15 protein-coding genes are annotated in these 17771 nt (G+C 65.7%); 13 read left to right on the forward strand and 2 right to left on the reverse strand.

Annotation, left to right across the window (positions count from 1 at the left end; genetic code table 11):
• Nucleotides 1-31 precede the first annotated feature (31 nt).
• From CHEID_RS09735 to CHEID_RS09745, 3 genes are all read left to right on the forward strand, one after another.
• Entirely contained in the window at nucleotides 32-1618 is a 1587-nt protein-coding gene (locus tag CHEID_RS09735) for an alkaline phosphatase D family protein (RefSeq protein ID WP_112769688.1), read from the forward strand.
• A 66-nt stretch (nucleotides 1619-1684) separates the two neighbouring features.
• Nucleotides 1685-2158 (forward strand): DUF2231 domain-containing protein, encoded by a 474-nt coding sequence (locus CHEID_RS09740; RefSeq protein ID WP_112769689.1) that lies wholly within the window; start codon nucleotides 1685-1687, stop codon nucleotides 2156-2158.
• A 184-nt stretch (nucleotides 2159-2342) separates the two neighbouring features.
• On the forward strand, nucleotides 2343-2999 hold the full coding sequence (locus CHEID_RS09745; protein WP_273661536.1) for a VIT1/CCC1 transporter family protein: 657 nt from the start codon (nucleotides 2343-2345) through the stop codon (nucleotides 2997-2999).
• On the opposite strand, the gene CHEID_RS09750 is transcribed toward CHEID_RS09745, so the two are convergent.
• Entirely contained in the window at nucleotides 2996-3994 is a 999-nt protein-coding gene (locus tag CHEID_RS09750) for a hypothetical protein (RefSeq protein WP_112769859.1), read from the reverse strand. The two genes, CHEID_RS09745 and CHEID_RS09750, sit on opposite strands and share 4 nt — an antisense overlap.
• Before the next feature lie 361 nt (nucleotides 3995-4355).
• Between CHEID_RS09750 and CHEID_RS09755 the strand changes: the two genes are divergently transcribed.
• The 3 genes from CHEID_RS09755 (at nucleotide 4356) to CHEID_RS09765 (ending at nucleotide 6532) form a co-directional block, all read left to right on the forward strand.
• Nucleotides 4356-5189 (forward strand): hypothetical protein, encoded by an 834-nt coding sequence (locus tag CHEID_RS09755; RefSeq protein ID WP_112769858.1) that lies wholly within the window; start codon nucleotides 4356-4358, stop codon nucleotides 5187-5189.
• The gene (locus CHEID_RS09760; protein ID WP_273661129.1) at nucleotides 5182-5907 is read left to right on the forward strand and encodes an LppP/LprE family lipoprotein; all 726 of its coding nucleotides are present in this window, start codon (nucleotides 5182-5184) and stop codon (nucleotides 5905-5907) included. Before CHEID_RS09755 ends, CHEID_RS09760 begins: the two co-directional genes overlap by 8 nt.
• A gap of 88 nt (nucleotides 5908-5995) precedes the next feature.
• Nucleotides 5996-6532, forward strand: coding sequence for a type 1 glutamine amidotransferase domain-containing protein (locus CHEID_RS09765; protein ID WP_112769861.1), 537 nt, complete (start codon nucleotides 5996-5998; stop codon nucleotides 6530-6532).
• 6 nt (nucleotides 6533-6538) lie between these two features.
• On the opposite strand, the gene thiC is transcribed toward CHEID_RS09765, so the two are convergent.
• Complete coding sequence (gene thiC / locus CHEID_RS09770; RefSeq protein ID WP_112769857.1) at nucleotides 6539-8278, reverse strand: phosphomethylpyrimidine synthase ThiC; 1740 nt, start codon at nucleotides 8276-8278, stop codon at nucleotides 6539-6541.
• Nucleotides 8279-8643: 365 nt separating this feature from the next.
• On the opposite strand from thiC, the gene leuA reads away from it, so the two are divergent.
• The 7 genes from leuA to galK all read left to right on the forward strand — a co-directional run bounded on the left by leuA (nucleotide 8644) and on the right by galK (nucleotide 17425).
• Nucleotides 8644-10467 (forward strand): 2-isopropylmalate synthase, encoded by a 1824-nt coding sequence (leuA, locus tag CHEID_RS09775; protein WP_112769856.1) that lies wholly within the window; start codon nucleotides 8644-8646, stop codon nucleotides 10465-10467.
• A 50-nt stretch (nucleotides 10468-10517) separates the two neighbouring features.
• Nucleotides 10518-11918: a DNA polymerase III subunit epsilon gene (locus CHEID_RS09780; RefSeq protein ID WP_146743874.1), complete on the forward strand. Its 1401-nt coding sequence runs from the start codon at nucleotides 10518-10520 to the stop codon at nucleotides 11916-11918.
• A gap of 6 nt (nucleotides 11919-11924) precedes the next feature.
• On the forward strand, nucleotides 11925-12842 hold the full coding sequence (locus tag CHEID_RS09785; protein ID WP_112769854.1) for an aldose 1-epimerase family protein: 918 nt from the start codon (nucleotides 11925-11927) through the stop codon (nucleotides 12840-12842).
• A gap of 116 nt (nucleotides 12843-12958) precedes the next feature.
• Nucleotides 12959-14614, forward strand: coding sequence for a sodium:solute symporter family protein (locus CHEID_RS09790; protein WP_112769853.1), 1656 nt, complete (start codon nucleotides 12959-12961; stop codon nucleotides 14612-14614).
• Between the two features lie 30 nt (nucleotides 14615-14644).
• Nucleotides 14645-14956: a hypothetical protein gene (locus CHEID_RS09795; RefSeq protein WP_112769852.1), complete on the forward strand. Its 312-nt coding sequence runs from the start codon at nucleotides 14645-14647 to the stop codon at nucleotides 14954-14956.
• Nucleotides 14953-16119, forward strand: coding sequence for a galactose-1-phosphate uridylyltransferase (galT, locus tag CHEID_RS09800; RefSeq protein WP_112769851.1), 1167 nt, complete (start codon nucleotides 14953-14955; stop codon nucleotides 16117-16119). The genes CHEID_RS09795 and galT overlap by 4 nt, the downstream gene beginning before the upstream one ends.
• A 43-nt stretch (nucleotides 16120-16162) precedes the next feature.
• Nucleotides 16163-17425 (forward strand): galactokinase, encoded by a 1263-nt coding sequence (gene galK, locus CHEID_RS09805; RefSeq protein WP_112769850.1) that lies wholly within the window; start codon nucleotides 16163-16165, stop codon nucleotides 17423-17425.
• Nucleotides 17426-17771 lie beyond the last annotated feature (346 nt).

Below are 17771 nucleotides of genomic sequence, written 5' to 3' on the forward strand. Positions count from 1 at the left end.
AAACGCACACCACAGGGGGTAAGCCGCCACCATGCCGCGCATGTCACGCCGGACCATGCTTCACGCCACTGGGATCCTCACCGCCGCGACCGGGATGGGCGTCCTGAAGAAATCACCGATCGCCGCCGCCGACGGCATCCCTTCCTCCCTTACCTCCTCCGCCCCCGGCCTCATCCCCGACCGCCCCGCGCTCACCCATGGGGTCGCCGTGGGGGATGTCCGCGCCGACGGCAGCCTGCTGTGGGCTCGCGCCGATAAACCCTCCTACCTGCACGTGGACGTGGCCAACAACCCCGAATTCCGCGGGGCCAAACACTTCCGCTCCCCCGCCGCCCTCACCCCGGAGACCGACGGCACCGGCCGCATGCGCATGCTCGGCCTGGACCCCGGGACCAAGATGTACTACCGGGTTCACCTGGAGGACGCGGAGACCTCCCTGACCTCCGAACCGGTGCTGGGCAGCTTCACCACCGCCCCCACCCAGCCGGGCAACATCCGCCTGCACTGGTCCGGGGACGTGGTGGGCCAGGGGTGGGGGATCAACCCGGAGCTCGGCGGCATGACCGGGTTCGCCACCATGGCAGAGCGCGAGCCGAACCTGTTCATCCACTCCGGGGACACCTGCTACGCCGACGGCCCGGTGAGCGACATCGTGCGGCTCGATGACGGCCGGGTCTGGCGCAACCTCACCAGCCCCGCCAAGGACAAGGTGGCCGAAACCCTCGCGGAGTTCCGCGGCCAGTACGCCTACAACCTCATGGACGATAACTACCGCGCCTTCAACTCCTCCGTGGCCCAGATCGTGCAGTGGGACGACCACGAGACGCTGAACAACTGGTATCCCGGGGAAGTGTTGGACGATAAGCGCTACACCCTCAAGAGCGTGGACACCCTGGCCGAGCGGGCCTACCGCGCCTTCCACGAATGGCAGCCGCTGGACGAGAAGATGGCGGTGGAGGGCCGGGTCTTCCGGAAGATCGCCTATGGCCCACTGCTGGATATCTTCGTTCTAGATATGCGATCTTTTAAGGACGCCAACCCGCGCGCCGGTTCCAAGGCCGACCGCGATGGCCACATCCTCGGGGCCGCGCAGGAGAAGTGGCTCATCGAAGGTCTGCGCTCCTCCACCGCGACGTGGAAACTTGTCGCCGCCGACCTGCCCCTGGGCATAGTCGTGCCGGATGGGAAGAGCGGGGATCAGGAGGCCGTGGCCAACGGGATACCCGGGGCCCCGAGCGGGCGCGAGAGCGAACTGGCGCGGATCCTGAGCGCTATCAAGCAAGTTCGCGGGGTGGTGTGGCTCACCGCCGACGTGCACTACACGGCGGCTCATCACTACTCCCCGGAACGGGCGACGTTCCAGGATTTCACCCCGTTCTGGGAATTCGTCTCCGGCCCGCTGCACGCCGGGGCTTTTGGACCGAACAAGATGGACGACACTTTCGGCCCGGAGGTGGTCTACGTCCACGCGCCGGGCGAGGAGCACCAGAACACCTCGCCGCTCGATGGTTTCCAGCACTTCGGTGAGGTGGACATCGACGGGGATTCCCGGGAGCTGACGGTGCGGTTGATGGATACTGCCGGGACGGTGCTGTGGAAGAAGACGCTGCAGCCCTGATCGGCGCAGGTAGCCTTGCCTTTCCTTGCTAGCGGAGCGAAAATTACTGGGATATAACCAGCAGTTGTGTTTGACTTCATCTTCGGGGTGCCCGCCCACCCGCTCTATGTCCACCTGGCCGTCGTCGCCCTGCCCGTGGCAGCCGCGCTGGCCGCGGCAGTCGCTGTGTCCAACCGGCTGCGCCGGCGTCTGGGAGCCCCGGCGGTGGCGCTGAGCGCCGTTGCCCTGGTGGGAACTCAGCTAGCCAAGTCCTCCGGCGAGGCCCTGCTGCGGCTGGCCGGGGCCTCTGAACACCACCCCGGCAAGGCGGCTACGCACGCCATGTTGGGGGAGTACTCGGTGTACAGCGCACTGGCACTGTTCATCGCCCTCACCGTTACCGTCCTGTTGGCGGCCCGCAGCTCAACCCCGGCGGCTCTCGCGCTGGCGGCTCGGGTGGGCACGGTCGGGATCGCCATCACCAGCGTGGTTCTGGTCGTCTGGGCCGGCCACGCGGGTGCGCATCTGACCTGGGAGAGAATGCCGAACCTGGCGGGCTAACACCGCCTGCACCACCCACGTACCAGCCCCACTACCCCCCACAGGACCCAGAAAGGTTCACCCACTCACCATGACGAATCCCACCAACCCCCCGGCCCCCCACCCCTCCGCACCCCAGGCCAGTAGCGACATCGAGACCCCGCGCCCGCACAAGAACGAAAGCCACGGTGGAACGGGCGCGAAGATGAACTGGCTGCGCGCCGGGGTCCTCGGGGCCAACGACGGCATTGTCTCCACCGCCTGCATCGTCCTCGGTGTGATCGCCGCCGGGTCCGATACCAGCCAGATCGTCCTGGCCGGTATCGCGGCAGCCGTCGCCGGCGCGGTCTCCATGGCCCTGGGCGAGTACGTCTCCGTGTCCGCCCAACGCGACACGGAGCACCGACTCATCGAGCTGGAAACCCACGAGCTGCGAGATATGCCCGAAGAGGAACACCACGAGCTGGTCGGCATCCTCCAGGGCTACGGCGTCTCCAGCTCCACCGCAGAGTCCGCTGCGCGCGAAATCGAGGCGAAGGACCCCCTGTCCGCGCACCTGCGCCTGGAGCTGGGCATCGACAGCGAGGACCTCACCAGCCCCTGGGCCGCCGCGATCTCCTCGGCCATTGCGTTCACGGCGGGGTCGCTGCTGCCGCTGCTCTCGGTGCTCATCGCTGCACACGGTTTCCGCGGGGTGGTGGTCACTGTCGTAACCCTGCTGACGCTCGCGTTGACGGGCGTGATTAGCGCGCGCCTGAGCGACACCAACCTGACCCGCTCCGTGCTGCGCCTGTTAATCGGCGGTGCCATCGGACTAGCCGTCACCTACGGAGCGGGCCACCTGTTCGGCACCTTCGCCTAGTACAGGCGGCGCCCCCGCTGCCTGAGCCGAATGACGGGATTCTTCTGGCCGGCCCCCAGAGCGATGATCTCCCCAGTTATGGCCCCGGCCACGCGGAGGTCGCGGTCGCTGGGCCCTTCGGGCGCGATGCTGGTCTTCGGCAGCCACATGTTCTCGGGGTCCGGCTCGCCCAGGTGGATCAAGCGCTCGTTGGCGACGTCAATCCAGTATCCCCGCGTCCCCATGAGCCTGTCCCGGTGGCCCTCGAATTCGTCGCGGCGCCACCCTTCTTCCGCAATCTTGAACACATAGGGGCACCACCCGTACCTGGATGGGACGACGTAGCGGGTGTCGGGGCTGACGCTCCAGTGCCCGCGGGCGGAGCTCCACACCTGTGCGTAAGAGTCCACGAGGGACATCCCCAGGCGGAAACGCTGGTAGCGATCCTCCGATACCGGCACCTCCTCGCTCTCCGCCCTGAGCTGGTGCAGGTTACCCGCGTCGGTGATATAGCGCCCCAGCCAGGCTTCCCGCTGGTCCGTGTAGGGGCCGGTGGGGTCCTTCTCGATGGTGTTGGGGATTGCCAATTCCGCGTCGTCCGGCAAGCGCTGGCGCACTGCGTAACCCCACAGGCGGGGGTGCCCCATCTTGAACAGCACGACGGTTTCCGGGGGCAGGAGGTCGTGGATCTGCTTGCGGGTGAGGTATCGCCCGGAACTGATTCGGCGCAGCAGGCTACGGGCGGTCGCCGCCTCCGCCCGCTGCTCCGGGGTGGGGTCCACCTCGTAACCGGAGAGTTGGCTGAGCACGATGAGCTCGACCACGTCGGAGATGTCGAGGACTTCCAGCATGGGGGCCAGCTGGCCGCCGGGAAACGCCTCCACGCCGCCGTAGCCTAGCAGTTCTGCGACGCGGCGCAGTAGATCTGGGGAAAGCGTCAACCTGTTGCGAGAGCCGTAGAGCTGCGCGGCGGTGAGTTTGTGCTGTCCGTTTTGGGGTGGGTTCTTGTCGGGCATGGGGGTTCCTGCCTCCCTTCTGACCCCGCGTGTGGGGTTAGTTTGCTCAGTTTTGAGCAGTCGCGCGGGCAATTTCCGGGGCGCTCGGGCTCGTTGCCGTCGAGCCCGAAAAACCCTGCTCAAGCCGTTCATAGGGTTGGCCTTCGCTCCCACCCGGCCCCAATGGCCCGATTAAGCCACTCTTTGTGCGCCATGTTCAACAAACGAACTTACCCCATACCGTCAATTGCGGCCCGCTTGCAATCATCTTTTTACTGCAAATTTCTTGTCGCCCGGATTCCGCAGCGCTAAGTTCATCGTTGATAGCTCACAACAGCACTTCTAAAGCCCCCACTTCCTCGACCGACGGCAAGGAACCCCCATGCCCGAACACAACCCCACGGGGCCTGGACGCATTGTCGCGATCATCGCGGCCAGCGCACTCGGAATCATCGTCCTCGCCAGCCTCACCTACTTCGCCCTCAATGCCCTCACGGACAGGACGAACCCCGCCGACGTGGCAAACCAGCCGATGCTTCGGCCCACTCCCACCGCCCCCGGCGGGGACAAGTGCTCAGTGGACACCGTGCGCTTGAGCCCGGATGCCGCCTACGTGGATGCGGTGCGCTACTGCGAGGGCGACTGGCTGCTGGGACGCAGCTCGGATGGGCAGAAGGGTTCCCTCTTCCACTGGCTCAATGGGCGGTGGACGGCCTATCCACCCCAGGGCACCACGCCCAACAACCAGCAGTGTTACTCCGGCCCCGCGCTGGACAGCGATCAAGTTCCCACTGGAGTGCGCCCCCAGATCGTCACGTGCCCCCAGGATCAACCTGTGCCAGAGCAGACCTCCCAGTCGCCGCAGCCCCCGGCTAACCGCTACATCACCAGCATTCAGGTAGGCGATGCGGTGGTGAACGCCTCCGCCCCCGCCTGTGATGGGCGGACCATCCTCATCGTGGATTCCGTCATTGCGCGCCCGGGCACGGACGTCCCCCGAGCCATTGCGGATTCCATCCGGGCTCATTCGGGGTCCGCCTACACCCTGCCGGGCCAGTGCCCCTCCTTACGCGCCCAGTACGAGGGCTCTGACGTGTACGCGATCTACCGCGACTATGGCCAGGACAAGTCGGCGGCCTGCACCGCGCGGCGCAATCTCGGCGGTCACGCCCGAGTCCTGGATTCTTCCGGAAACTACGGGGATCCCTGTGATTGATCTTTTTCGGGAGCGTTCCCCGTTGCCCTGGCAGGGTTCCCACCGTCTTTGTTCTCTTGAGGACGCCAATCCACCCATCGTTTACCGAAAGGCCCGCTTCGCCTTGACCCACCTCCGCCGCGCTTCGGCCGCCACTGCCCTGCTGCTGTTACTGCCCCTGTCCGCCTGCAACTCCGATTCAGGCATGACCAGCAACGCCCCTTCCTCTAGCCCCTCGGCTCCCGATTCTGCTGCCCCCAGCTCCTCTGCTCCCAGCCCCTCAGCCCCAGCTCCGCCCATAGCCCCACCGGCCCCAGCTCCATCACCGACCCCAGCGTGCTCCGGCCTCAGTGGCCCGGAGGCCGCCCAGAAGTGGCTGGCGGAGGTACCGGACCCCAAGGGTTGGCAATTCGATACCCAGTACGCGGATACCAACGGCTACGACCAGTGCGCCCCGCTGTCCTGGGTCATCCTGCCGATCAGCCACGGCACCTCTAGCTCCCCGTACCACATCATGCTGTTCAACCATGGCCAGTACATCGGCACGGCTACCAAGCAGCCTTACGGATACGCACCAACGGTTTCCCGCACCTCCCCGGAAAGTATCGCGGTGACATATCACTGGCCGCAGCCGGGTGAGACGAATGTCAATAAGACCGGGGAGACTCATGCCCAGTTCACCTGGGATGAGGGAGCCCAGCACGTCGTCATGGATGGCGACGTTCCCCCGGAGCGTTAAACCGATAAACCTGCGCTGCAGATGAAAGTGAGTATCCTGGGCCGCGCAGTCATGCCAATCTACGTAGACCTTGGAGGTCAAAAACACCGTGAGTGATCTCAGCTCCCTCAACATCGCCGTCGTCGCGACCGACGGTTTCGAAGACTCCGAACTGACCAGCCCCGCAGAGGCCCTCAAGCAGGCCGGGGCCACGGTCGAGGTCCTCTCCACCGAAAGCGGCACCATCGAGGGCAAGAAGGGCGAGAAGGTGGAGGTCACCAAGACCACCGCCAGCGCCAACGCCGCCGACTACGACGGGCTGCTCCTGCCCGGGGGCACCGCCAACGCCGACCACATCCGCCAGGACGAGGCCGCCGTGGCCCTGGTCAAGGCCATTGTGGAGGCCGGTAAGCCCACGGGCGTCATTTGCCACGGCGGATGGATCCTGACGGACGCAGACGTGGTCCGCGGCCGGACCATGACCTCTTACCCCAGCCTGAAGACCGACCTGAAAAACGCCGGGGCAACCTGGGTGGACGAAGAAGTGGTCGTGGACAACGGGCTGGTCAGCTCCCGCACCCCGGAGGACCTACCTGCCTTCAACGCCAAGCTGGTGGAGGAGATGGGCGAGGGCATCCACCGCTAACTCCCCCTAGTTGGTCTGGGTGATCGGCAGGTACAGCCGATCCCCGGCCTCACTGAACTCGCGGGACTTCTCCGCCATTCCGGCCTCGATGGCCTCCACGGAGGTCAGGCCGTTTTCGCGGGCATACTCCCGCACATCCTGGCTGATCTTCATCGAACAGAACTTCGGCCCGCACATGGAGCAGAAGTGGGCCGTCTTTGCGGGCTCCGCCGGCAGCGTCTCATCGTGGTAATCCAGCGCGGTATCCGGGTCCAGAGCCAGCGCGAACTGATCATGCCAGCGGAACTCGAAGCGCGCTTTGCTGAGGGCGTCGTCCCGCTCCTGCGCCTTGGGGTGCCCCTTGCCCAGATCCGCAGCGTGTGCTGCGATCTTGTAGGTAATCACGCCCACCTTCACGTCATCACGGTTGGGCAAGCCCAGGTGCTCCTTGGGCGTGACGTAACACAGCATGGCCGTTCCGGCCTGGCCGATGATCGCCGCGCCGATGGCGGAGGTGATGTGGTCGTAGCCCGGCGCGATATCCGTGGCCAGGGGCCCGAGGGTGTAGAAGGGGGCACCGTCGCACCAGTCCTCCTCCCACTCCACATTCACCGGGATCTTGTGCATTGGGATGTGGCCGGGGCCCTCGATCATCACCTGCGCGCCCCGGGATCGTGCAATGTGAGTCAACTCGCCCAGCGTTTTAAGCTCGCTCAGCTGCGCTTCGTCGTTGGCGTCCGCAATAGAACCGGGCCGCAACCCATCGCCGAGGGAGAAGGTGACATCGTACTTCGCGAGGATGTCGCACAGCTCCTCGAACTGGGTGTACAGGAAAGACTCCCGGTGCTCCTTGAGGCACCAGGCGGCCATGATGGACCCGCCGCGGGAGACGATGCCCGTCACCCGCTCGGCGGCCAGGGGCACGTAGCGCAGGAGAACGCCCGCGTGAATGGTCATGTAGTCCACGCCCTGCTCGCACTGCTCGATGACGGTATCCCGGTAGATCTCCCACGTCAGCTCCGCGGGGTCCCCGTTGACCTTCTCCAGGGCCTGGTAAATAGGCACCGTGCCGACCGGGACCGGGGAGTTGCGCAGAATCCACTCGCGGGTCTCATGGATGTCATTGCCGGTGGAGAGGTCCATAATGGTGTCCGCACCCCAGCGGGTGGCCCACACCATCTTCTCCACCTCCTCCGCGATGCTGCTGGTCACGGCGGAGTTGCCCATGTTCGCGTTGATCTTCACCGCGAAGTTACGGCCGATGATCATTGGCTCGATCTCCGGGTGGTTATGGTTCGCGGTGATCACCGCGCGACCGGACGCGACCTCGCGGCGCACAAACTCCGGGTCGAAGCCCTCCCGGTGGGCGATGTACGTCATCTCCGGGGTGACGATTCCCGCCCGCGCCCAAGCCAACTGGGTCTGCACCTTGATCTCCGGGTGCTCCTCGCTAGCGGGGGCCGCGGCCGGCTTCTCCCACTCGTCGCGAAGCTTGGGCAGGCCCACCTTCAAGTCCAGCTTCGGATCGGATTCGGTGTAGATCCCGGAGGTGTCGTACACCTCAAAGTCCTCGCCGGTGGTCAGCTCGATGGCCCGGGCGGGGATCCGCATCGTCGTCGTGGAACCATCCGTGTTGGTGTGGGTGACCTCGTGGTACACCTTGCGGCTGCGGTAAATCGGGCCGGTGGTGACCTCTCCCTCCTGCGGAGGCGCGGACTTCTTCGCGCGGGCCTGGGCGGCCTTGGAGGTGGCAGTACTGGTAGTCATGGTTTTCCTTCCTTCGCCAGCATTATCCGGGCAGGTTCAAACGGTCGACCCCTTGATGTATCCCGGGGGTCCTCTCAGCATGCGGGGCAAGGTGCAGGCACCTTGTAGGCACGCTCCCGTGTTTGGGTGAAGTTGTGTGCAGCCCAGCGTACACACGGCGGCCCTGGGCCCCACATCGAAAAGTGATGTGCGTTATACTGCGCCCATGTCGCATTTCCGCGGGCACACCCTCCTTCTGTGCCGCGGCGGGGCTTAGTCGCTAGGAAAAGGCCGGCACTCCGTCGCGGGGTTTGGCATGCCGGCCAGGATTCCTAGCAGCTTCGTACTCTCCACTTTTCAACACCCGGATTGAGGATCCCCCGAGAATGACAACCCCCGACACCTTTATCGCCGCCCCCGCCCGCATCGAAACCCCCAACGGCGATATCCCCCAGGGCCAGCCCAGTTGGAACAAACAGCGTAATTCGACGATGCGCAATCACCGCTACCAGCCCTTCTTCACCGAAGTGGACCATATCACGCTGCCGGACCGCACGTGGCCGGACAAGGTCATCGACCGAGCCCCCCAGTGGTGCGCCGTGGACCTGCGCGACGGCAACCAGGCCCTGATCGACCCGATGAGCCCCGAACGCAAGCGCCGCATGTTCGAGCTGCTGGTGACAATGGGCTACAAGGAAATCGAGGTGGGCTTCCCCTCCGCCTCGCAAACGGACTTCAACTTCGTCCGCGAGATCATCGAGAAGGACATGATCCCGGAGGACGTGACCATCCAGGTGCTGGTGCAGTGCCGCGAGCACCTGATCCGGCGGACCTTCGAGGCCTGCCAGGGGGCCAAGAACGTCATCGTCCACTTCTACAACTCCACCTCCATCCTGCAGCGCCGAGTGGTGTTCCGGAAGGACCAGGAGGCCATCAAGAAGATCGCCACGGATGCCGCCACACTGGTCAAGACCATCGCCGCGGACTACCCCGGCACCAACTGGCGCTGGGAGTACTCGCCCGAATCCTTCACCGGCACGGAGGTGGAGTACGCCAAGGAGGTCTGCGACGCGGTCGTGGATGTGATGGACCCCTCCCCCGACAACCCCATCATCTTGAACCTGCCCTCCACGGTGGAGATGATCACCCCCAACGTGTACGCGGATTCCATCGAGTGGATGCACCGCAACCTGAACCGGCGGGATTCCATCATTATCTCCCTGCACCCCCACAACGACCGGGGCACAGGTGTGGCCGCCGCGGAACTGGGGTACATGGCCGGAGCGGACCGCATCGAGGGGTGCCTGTTCGGCAACGGGGAGCGCACCGGCAACGTCTGCCTGGTCACCCTGGGCCTGAACATGCTGACGCAGGGCGTGGATCCCCAGATCGACTTCAGCGACATCGACCAGATCCGCCGCACGGTGGAGTACTGCAACCAGTTGCGCGTCCCGGAGCGTCACCCCTACGGCGGGGACCTGGTCTTCACGGCCTTCTCCGGTTCCCACCAGGATGCGATCAACAAGGGCATCGACGCGATGGCCAGCAAGGTCACCCAGGGTGCCTCCGTGCGGGACGTGGCCGCGGAGGACCTGCAAAAGGAAATCTGGGAGGTGCCCTACCTGCCGATCGACCCGAAGGATGTGGGCCGCACCTACGAGGCCGTCATCCGGGTGAACTCCCAGTCCGGCAAGGGCGGGGTGGCCTACATCATGAAGACCGACCACAACCTGGACCTGCCGCGCCCAATGCAGGTCGAGTTCTCCTCCGTGGTCCAGGCCGTGACGGACGCCGAGGGTGGCGAAGTCAACCCCAAGGCCATGTGGGACATCTTCGCCGGGGAGTACCTGGACCGGGTGCAACCCATTGAGGCCATCTCCCTGACCGTCGATGGCGGCCAGAACGAAGGGGAGGAGGCGAAGGTCACCGCCCAGATCGAGTACCGGGGTGAGCCGCGCACCATCCAGGGTCGCGGCAACGGTCCGGTTGCTGCCTACTGCAACGCCCTGGAATCCCTGGGCGTGGATGTGGAGGTCCAGGAGTACTCCCAGCACGCCCGCACGTCTGGGGACGACGCCGAGGCCGCCGCGTACGTTTTGGCGGAGGTCAATGGCGCGAAGGTGTGGGGGGTTGGAATCGCCGGTTCCATCACTTACGCCTCCCTGAAGGCCATTACCTCTGCGGCCAATCGGGGCTTCAGCACCGGCTAGCCCAGGGCGGTGAATAGGTTTCGCCCCCGCTGCCCGGTTAAGCTTTCCCCATGACAGATCACGACTCGGGCGCGCCCCCAGCACCGCGTTCCGGCTCGGGATCTCCGCGTCAGAAGCCCGCTTCCCGCAGGCCCCGGCGCCGCGTCCGCCGCCAGGCGGGGGCCCCGAGACCTCGCCAGCAGCCCACCTCCCCGGCGGCGCGTCGAGACAGTATTCCCACGGTTCAGGCCGCCCCGTGCGCGGCCGTCGCCATCGCGACGAGTGGCATTCACCCCACGACTTCTCGGCTCATCGCCGTGTCCGTAGTCTTCTACGCCCAGCCCCCGGTGGATGGCGGGGTGGGCCCGGAGCTGGGGGCCTGGACCGTGCACTTGAATCCCGGGGAGGATGCGGGCCCTTGGCATCTGCACGGCTATCAGGTGGGCCAACTGGCCCAGGCCCCGGGGTTTGCGTCCGTCGCCCGGGAGCTCCGCTCGGCCCTGGAGGGCCGCACCCTACTGCTGCACCAGGCCGCGCACACGTGGGGTTTCATCACCCAGGAGTACGCCCGCGCCAAGCGGGCCGCGCAGCGCAGCCGCCGGGGCAAGTCCAAGAACCGTCCCCCGAAGACCATCCCAACCCCAGTCCCCGCGGCAATCATTGACACGTTGACCACCGCCCGGATGCAGGCGGTGGACTGCTACGACTTCCGGTTGCGGGCCATCGCCGAGCGCTACGCCGAGCAGCCCGGCCAATTCGGTGGCCTGCTGGAGGTCCCGGCGGCCGCTCTGCCGGAGGTGCGTGCGGAGGCCTCCCACGCCCGGGCGGCGATTCCGGCGGACACCCTGCTGGAGGCCGATGCGCGCCTTATTCCCGCGCTGCACCGGGCCCAGTTGCGGGCGCGGGAGGCGGGGCACGGGGAGATTGCGGAGTTGGTGCCCGCGGACCTCGTCCCGGACCGGTTTGGGCTGGCCCGCTCGGCGGTGCGGGTCGACGCGGCTGGGGCTCCGCGTCCCCTGCTGAACCCGGGGGTAGTTCCCGCGGGCGGCCCCCTGGTGGAGGGCATGGAGTTTGTGGTCAGCCCGGATGTGGCGACGGACCCCGACGAGCTCATTGCCCGCGGAGTCGCGGCGGGCCTGGTGTACAGCGAGAAGCTCAACCGCTCCAGCAGCCTGGTGGTGTGTAATACCAGCCACGAGCTGCGGGGGAAGGCCATGCATGCCCACCGCAAAGCGATCCCCCTGCTCAGCGACACCGATTTCCTCGCCCTCCTTGCGGATGTGCGGCCGGGCCAGCCGGCCATTGCGGACGCCAAGAACCAGCGCGCTTATCGGCCGACCCCCTCCACCTCCCGGGAACCCAACCGGAGGAGCAACCGGGGGAAGAAGCCCGCGAAGAAGTCAGCAGAGCCCAACGCGGCACAGCCCCGGCGTTCGCGGCGCCGGCGCCGGCGGGGTTCGTCCCGGGGATAAACCACCATGGACATCGCCGCCGGGGACTACACCGCCGCCATCTCCCCCTTCGGCGGCGGGATCCGCGCCCTCACCTATCGAGGGCGCCCTCTGCTGCACAGTTATCCGGCCGAGGAATTCCCGCCGCTGTCCGCAGGCATCGTGCTGGCACCCTGGCCCAACCGAACCACCGACGGGGTTTTCGCCCACGAGGGCCGAGTCCACCGGCTGAACATCACCGAGCCCGCGCGGGCCACGGCAATTCACGGCTTCGTGGGTTCTCAGCGCTGGGAACCCACCGACGGCGGGCAAGATTGGGCTACCCTCCGCCTTCGCTTGCAGCCCCAGCCGGGGTGGCCCTGGCCGATGACCTTCACCGCCACGTGGCGGCTCCACCCCCTGCGCGGGCTACGCGCCACGGTACGGGTGCGCAATGACGACCCCGCAGCTTCATGCCCGCTGGGCCTGGGCTGGCACCCCTATCTCAGTGCCCAGGGCACCCCGCTGGACCAGTGCATCCTCACCCTCCCGGCCAGCACCAACCTGCCGTTGGACCCGGTGCGCAACGTGCCGGTTGGCCCGTCCATCCCCGCGGCCGAGATAGTGGATCCCGCCGGGCAGGCGATGTCCGGGTTGTGGCTGGACCACTGCTTTGGCGGCGTAGACCCCGGCGCGGAGATCACGTTGCGAGACCGCGAGACCGGGGCGGGTGTGGCCCTCAACGCGGATGCCCCCTTCCGGTGGTACCAGGTGTTCACGGCGGATCCCGCCCGGCGGGAGGGCTTCCCTGGAGTGGGCCGGGCCGTGGCGGTGGAACCCATGACCTGTCCACCGGATGCGCTGCGCAGTGGGCGCGATCTCGTGGTCCTCGCGGCCGGTGAACAGCGTGAATTCGCCTTGCGGGTGCGCGCGGTTGGTGGCGTCCACAGGAGAGTAGAGCAGTAACCCCAAGAGTGGAGGATTCCAAACGTTGGAAAATTCTTCTAATTGGGTGGCCGGGGGTTAGGCTGAAGTAGAAATGCTACTGTCGGATCCAAAACTTCCTGGAGGTTCCATCAGCCATGCCAGCTGAAGGCCTGCGCCTGGACGCATCCTGGGTGGACTACGCAATCGTCGCGGTCTACTTCCTTTTTGTTCTAGGCATCGGATGGGCTGCGAAATCAAAAGTTTCCAGTTCCATCGACTTCTTCCTTTCCGGCCGAGCCTTGCCCGCCTGGGTAACGGGATTGGCCTTTATTTCTGCCAACCTCGGTGCCGTGGAAATCGTCGGCATGTCCGCCAACGGCGTGCAATACGGCTTCGAGACGATGCACTACTTCTGGATCGGCGCCATCCCCGCGATGGTGTTCCTGGGCATCGTGATGATGCCCTTCTACTACGGCTCCAAAGTGCGCTCCGTCCCCGAATTCATGCGCAGGCGCTTCGGCAACGGCGCGCACCTCGTCAACGGCATCTCCTTCGCCACGGCGCAGCTGCTCATCGCCGGCATTAACCTGCTGCTGCTCGCAAAGGTCGTGAACTCCCTGCTCGGCTGGCCCCTGTGGGTCACGCTGGTCATCGCCGCCATCATCGTGCTGTCCTACATCACCCTCGGGGGGCTCTCGGCCGCCATCTACAACGAGGTGCTGCAGTTCTTCATCATTGTCGCCGCCCTGCTGCCACTGACTCTCATCGGCCTGCACAAGGTGGGCGGCTGGGGTGGCCTCAAGGACAAGGTGGTGGACCCCAACCACTTCCACGCCTGGCCCGGTACGGAAATTTCCGGCTTCGCCAACCCCGTCGTCTCCGCCATCGGCCTCATCTTCGGGCTCGGCTTCGTGCTCTCCTTCGGTTACTGGACCACGAACTTTGTGGAAGTGCAGCGCTCCATGGCGGCCGATTCCCTCTCCGCAGCGCGCAAAACCCCGATCATCGGCGCCTTCCCGAAGATGTTCGTGCCGTTCATCGTCATCATCCCCGGCATGATCGCAGGGGCTATCGTCACGCCGATCGTCAACGGCTCCGCCGAGCCGAATGACGCAATGCTCTACCTCATGCGGGACCTGCTGCCCAACGGTCTGCTGGGCGTGGCCCTGGCCGGGCTGCTCGCCGCTTTCATGGCGGGCATGGCGGCCAACATCTCCGCCTTCAACACGGTGTTCTCCTACGACATCTGGCAGGCCTACGTCGTTAAGGACAAGGACGATGACTACTACCTGAAGGTAGGGCGCGTCGCCACGGTCGCGGCCACCGTCATCGCCGTGTTCACCGCGCTGTTGGCCTCCAACTTCGGCAACGTGATGGACTACTTGCAGACGCTGTTCGGCTTCTTCAACGCCCCGCTGTTCGCCACGTTCATCCTGGGCATGTTCTGGAAGCGCATGACCCCCACGGCCGGTTGGGTCGGCCTGGTCTGCGGTACCGGCGCGGCCATCACCTACTGGGCCATCGCCACCTTCGGCAATACCGGGCTGGCCTTCTTCAGCCTGCCGGGGCAGGGCACCGCGTTCGTCGCCGCGTCCCTGGCCTTCGTGGTGGACATCCTCGTCTCCATCGCGGTGTCCCTGGTTACCAAGCCGAAGCCCGATAGCGAACTCGTTGGTTTCGTCCGCTCCGTGACCCCCAAGGAGCACCTCACCGACGCCGCGGAGGCAAACCTCCCCTGGTTCCGGCGTACGGTGCCGCTGGGCATGTTGTGCCTGGCCATGGTGCTCGTCCTCAACATCATCTTCGCCTAGGGCGATGGACCCCATAGGAGGAAAAACACCATGACTCAGCAACAACCCCAGTCCCCCGCCAAGCGAAGCCAACGCATCCACGGGGCCGGAGCCTTCGATATCCGCAATGTCATCGGGGCCCTGCTCGGCATCTACGGCGTGGTCCTGCTTATCAGCTACTTCCTGCTCAGCCCCGGTACGGACATGACCACCGGGCAGGCCAAGGATGCCAGCTACAACCTGTGGACCGGCCTGGCCCTGGCCCTCGCCGCTATCGTGTTCTTCATCTGGACGAAGGTGGACCCGATCAAGATCGTGGAACCCGCCCCAGGGGAGGCGGTACAGGCGCAGGAAAGGGCATGACCATGGCAGACCACGGCGACGGCGACCAGGGCACCGGGCACTCCTTCCGCGTCACCCGGACCAACCTCGCCGACGGCCGCGAACTGCTGTACTTCGACGATGATCCCGCCTTCGTCTCCGGCGAGCGCACCCGCGAGCTCACCGACCGCCGGGATTTGCCCCCGGCGGCCACTCAGTCGGAAATGCGGCAGGATCCCCTGACTGGCCAGTGGTATGTGTACGCCGCGCATCGGATGAACCGCACGTTCATGCCCCCGGCGAATGAAAACCCGCTGGCCCCCACCCGCCCGGGCGAATTGCCCACGGAGATCCCGGCCGATGAGTACGACGTGGTGGTTTTCGAAAACCGCTTCCCCTCCCTGTCGATGCACACCGCACCGGCTGCGAGCGCCCAGGTGGATGGGGATTCGCTGTTTCCCCGCGCCGCTGCGGTGGGGCGGTGCGAGGTGGTCTGTTTTACTTCGGACGCCACCCTGAGCTTTCGCGACCTGCCCCTTCGCCGGGCCCGCACGGTCGTGGAGGCCTGGGCTCACCGGACCCGCGAGCTGGGTGAACTGCCGGGGGTGAAGTACGTTTACCCCTTCGAGAACCGGGGCGCCGAGATTGGCGTGACGCTTCAGCACCCCCATGGGCAGATCTATGCCTATCCCTTCGTCCCACCGCGGGCAGCGGAGATCGCCGAACGCTCCGCGGCGTATTGGCGTGAGCATGGCCGGGACCTGTTCACGGATGTTCTAGCTGCAGAAGTGCGGGCTGGGACGCGCATTATCGCGCAGGGCGAGCACTTCACGGCGTATGTCCCGGCGGCTGCCAAGTGGCCGGTGGAGGCGATGCTGATGCCGAATCGGCCGGTGGCGAACTTCGCGGAGTTGGCTGCGGCGGAGAAGCACGAGCTGACCGTGATGTACCTGGATCTCTTGCGGCGGGTGGATCGGTTTTTCGAGGGGGTAGATCGCACCCCGTATATCGCTTCCTGGAATCAGGCGCCCGTTGGGGGTGCCGCGCAGGGTTGCGGCGGGATGCGACTGTACCTGCAGCTCTACTCGATGATGCGATCCCCGGGACGGATGAAATTCCTCGCCGGTAGCGAATCTGGGCAGGAGGCGTGGATCTCGGACACCACCCCAGAAGCCATTGCGCAGCGCTTGAGGGACATCGCGTAAATACCGCGTAAAGAAAGAGCGAGGGGGATAGGGAGAAGTAGGCATGGCAAGCATCAACTGGATATCCACCCGCCCCGCCGAGCGGGCAAGTGCCGATGTGAACACGTTGTTTGTCCGGGAGTACGGGCACAAACCAGCGGGGGTGTGGTCCGCGCCGGGTCGGGTAAACCTGATCGGGGAGCACGTGGACTACGCCGGAGGGATTAGTGTCCCTTTCGCGCTGTCGCAGCGGACTTGCGTCGCCGTGAAACAAAACAACATGGGGTCTTACCGCATTGTGTCCCGCATTGGTAAACCGGAGGAAATCCAACGGTTCACAATTTCAGTGAGTGATGTAGGACCGGGGCGACCGCAGAATTGGGCCGGATATGCGCTTGGCGCGGTATGGGCGGGAGTTGAGGAGGGGGCAATTGATCCTGCGCTCGGGGGCCTGGATATCGCGGTGGAGTCCGATGTTCCCGTGGGCGCGGGCTTATCCAGTTCGGCGGCCCTGGAATGTTCTACCGCCCTGGCCGCAGCCGAGCTCGTGGGCGCGGAAAAGGCAGACAGAACTGCGTTGATGCGGGCCTGCATACGTGCTGAGAATGAGGTTGTGGGGGCCTCTACTGGGGGTTTGGACCAGCAAATCTCCCTATTTGGTCGGGCCGGTCATGCGTTGGCCATCGACTTTTCCCAGGCAACCGCGCGGCACATTCCGTTCGACATAGCTCTACGGGATTTGTCCATTTTGATCGTGAATACGCGGGCTCCGCATTCTCTGGCTGATGGGCAATATGCGGCGCGGCGGAGAGTGATTGATGGAGTGACGAGCAGCCTCGGCGTAGACAGCCTGCGTTTCGCCGAGGACGCCGTGGCGCGTGCGGCTGAGTGGGCAGCGGCTCATGGCCCGTCACCGGACGAGCCGATTGTGGACTCGGAACTGGATTGGTGGCGGGGGGTTGTGGCCCGTCGAGTACGCCATGTGGTCACCGAGATCGACCGCACGGAACGCGCAATCGCGCAGCTCGAGGCGGGGGATTTGCACGAGTTCGGTGCATCCATGCTGGCCAGCCATGCCTCGCTGCGGGATGACTACGAGGTCACGATCCCAGAGCTGGACTTGGCCGTGGCGGAGGCAATGGACGGCGGTGCTTGGGGCGCCCGCATGACCGGTGGGGGTTTCGGGGGTTCCGTCATTGCGCTGTTGCCGCGTGATCGGGTCGAGCAGGCTGCCAACTCCATCTATGAAGCATTCGGCAAGCGCGATTTCAATGTACCCGAGTTCGCCGTCGCGGTGCCCGGCGATGGGGCCCGGAGGGAGCGGTAGCCAATTCTTCCGGACGCCTACAGCGGCGCGCTCACCCCGCACCACAGGCCCGGGAGCGGTGCCCACCCCTACCGCTTACCTGTTGCCTGCGGCACCTCTGCACCACCGCGCCGCCACACCCCTGCCGCCACACCCCGCCGGCTGGGCAATCGAAAAACCATCCGATCGAACACCCACACCAACCCACCTGCGACCCCACCCCACCCAGCCGTTTTTACCGCCCCCATACCACCAAACCCCCCAACCCCCGACACCACACCGGTAAAAACCCCACACCACACCAACCACCACCAGCACACCAACCACCACCGGGGCCGTCGTGGCGGGTTTGTGATCCCACCGACGC

Source organism: Corynebacterium heidelbergense, assembly GCF_028609845.1.
GTDB classification, from domain to species: domain Bacteria; phylum Actinomycetota; class Actinomycetes; order Mycobacteriales; family Mycobacteriaceae; genus Corynebacterium; species Corynebacterium heidelbergense.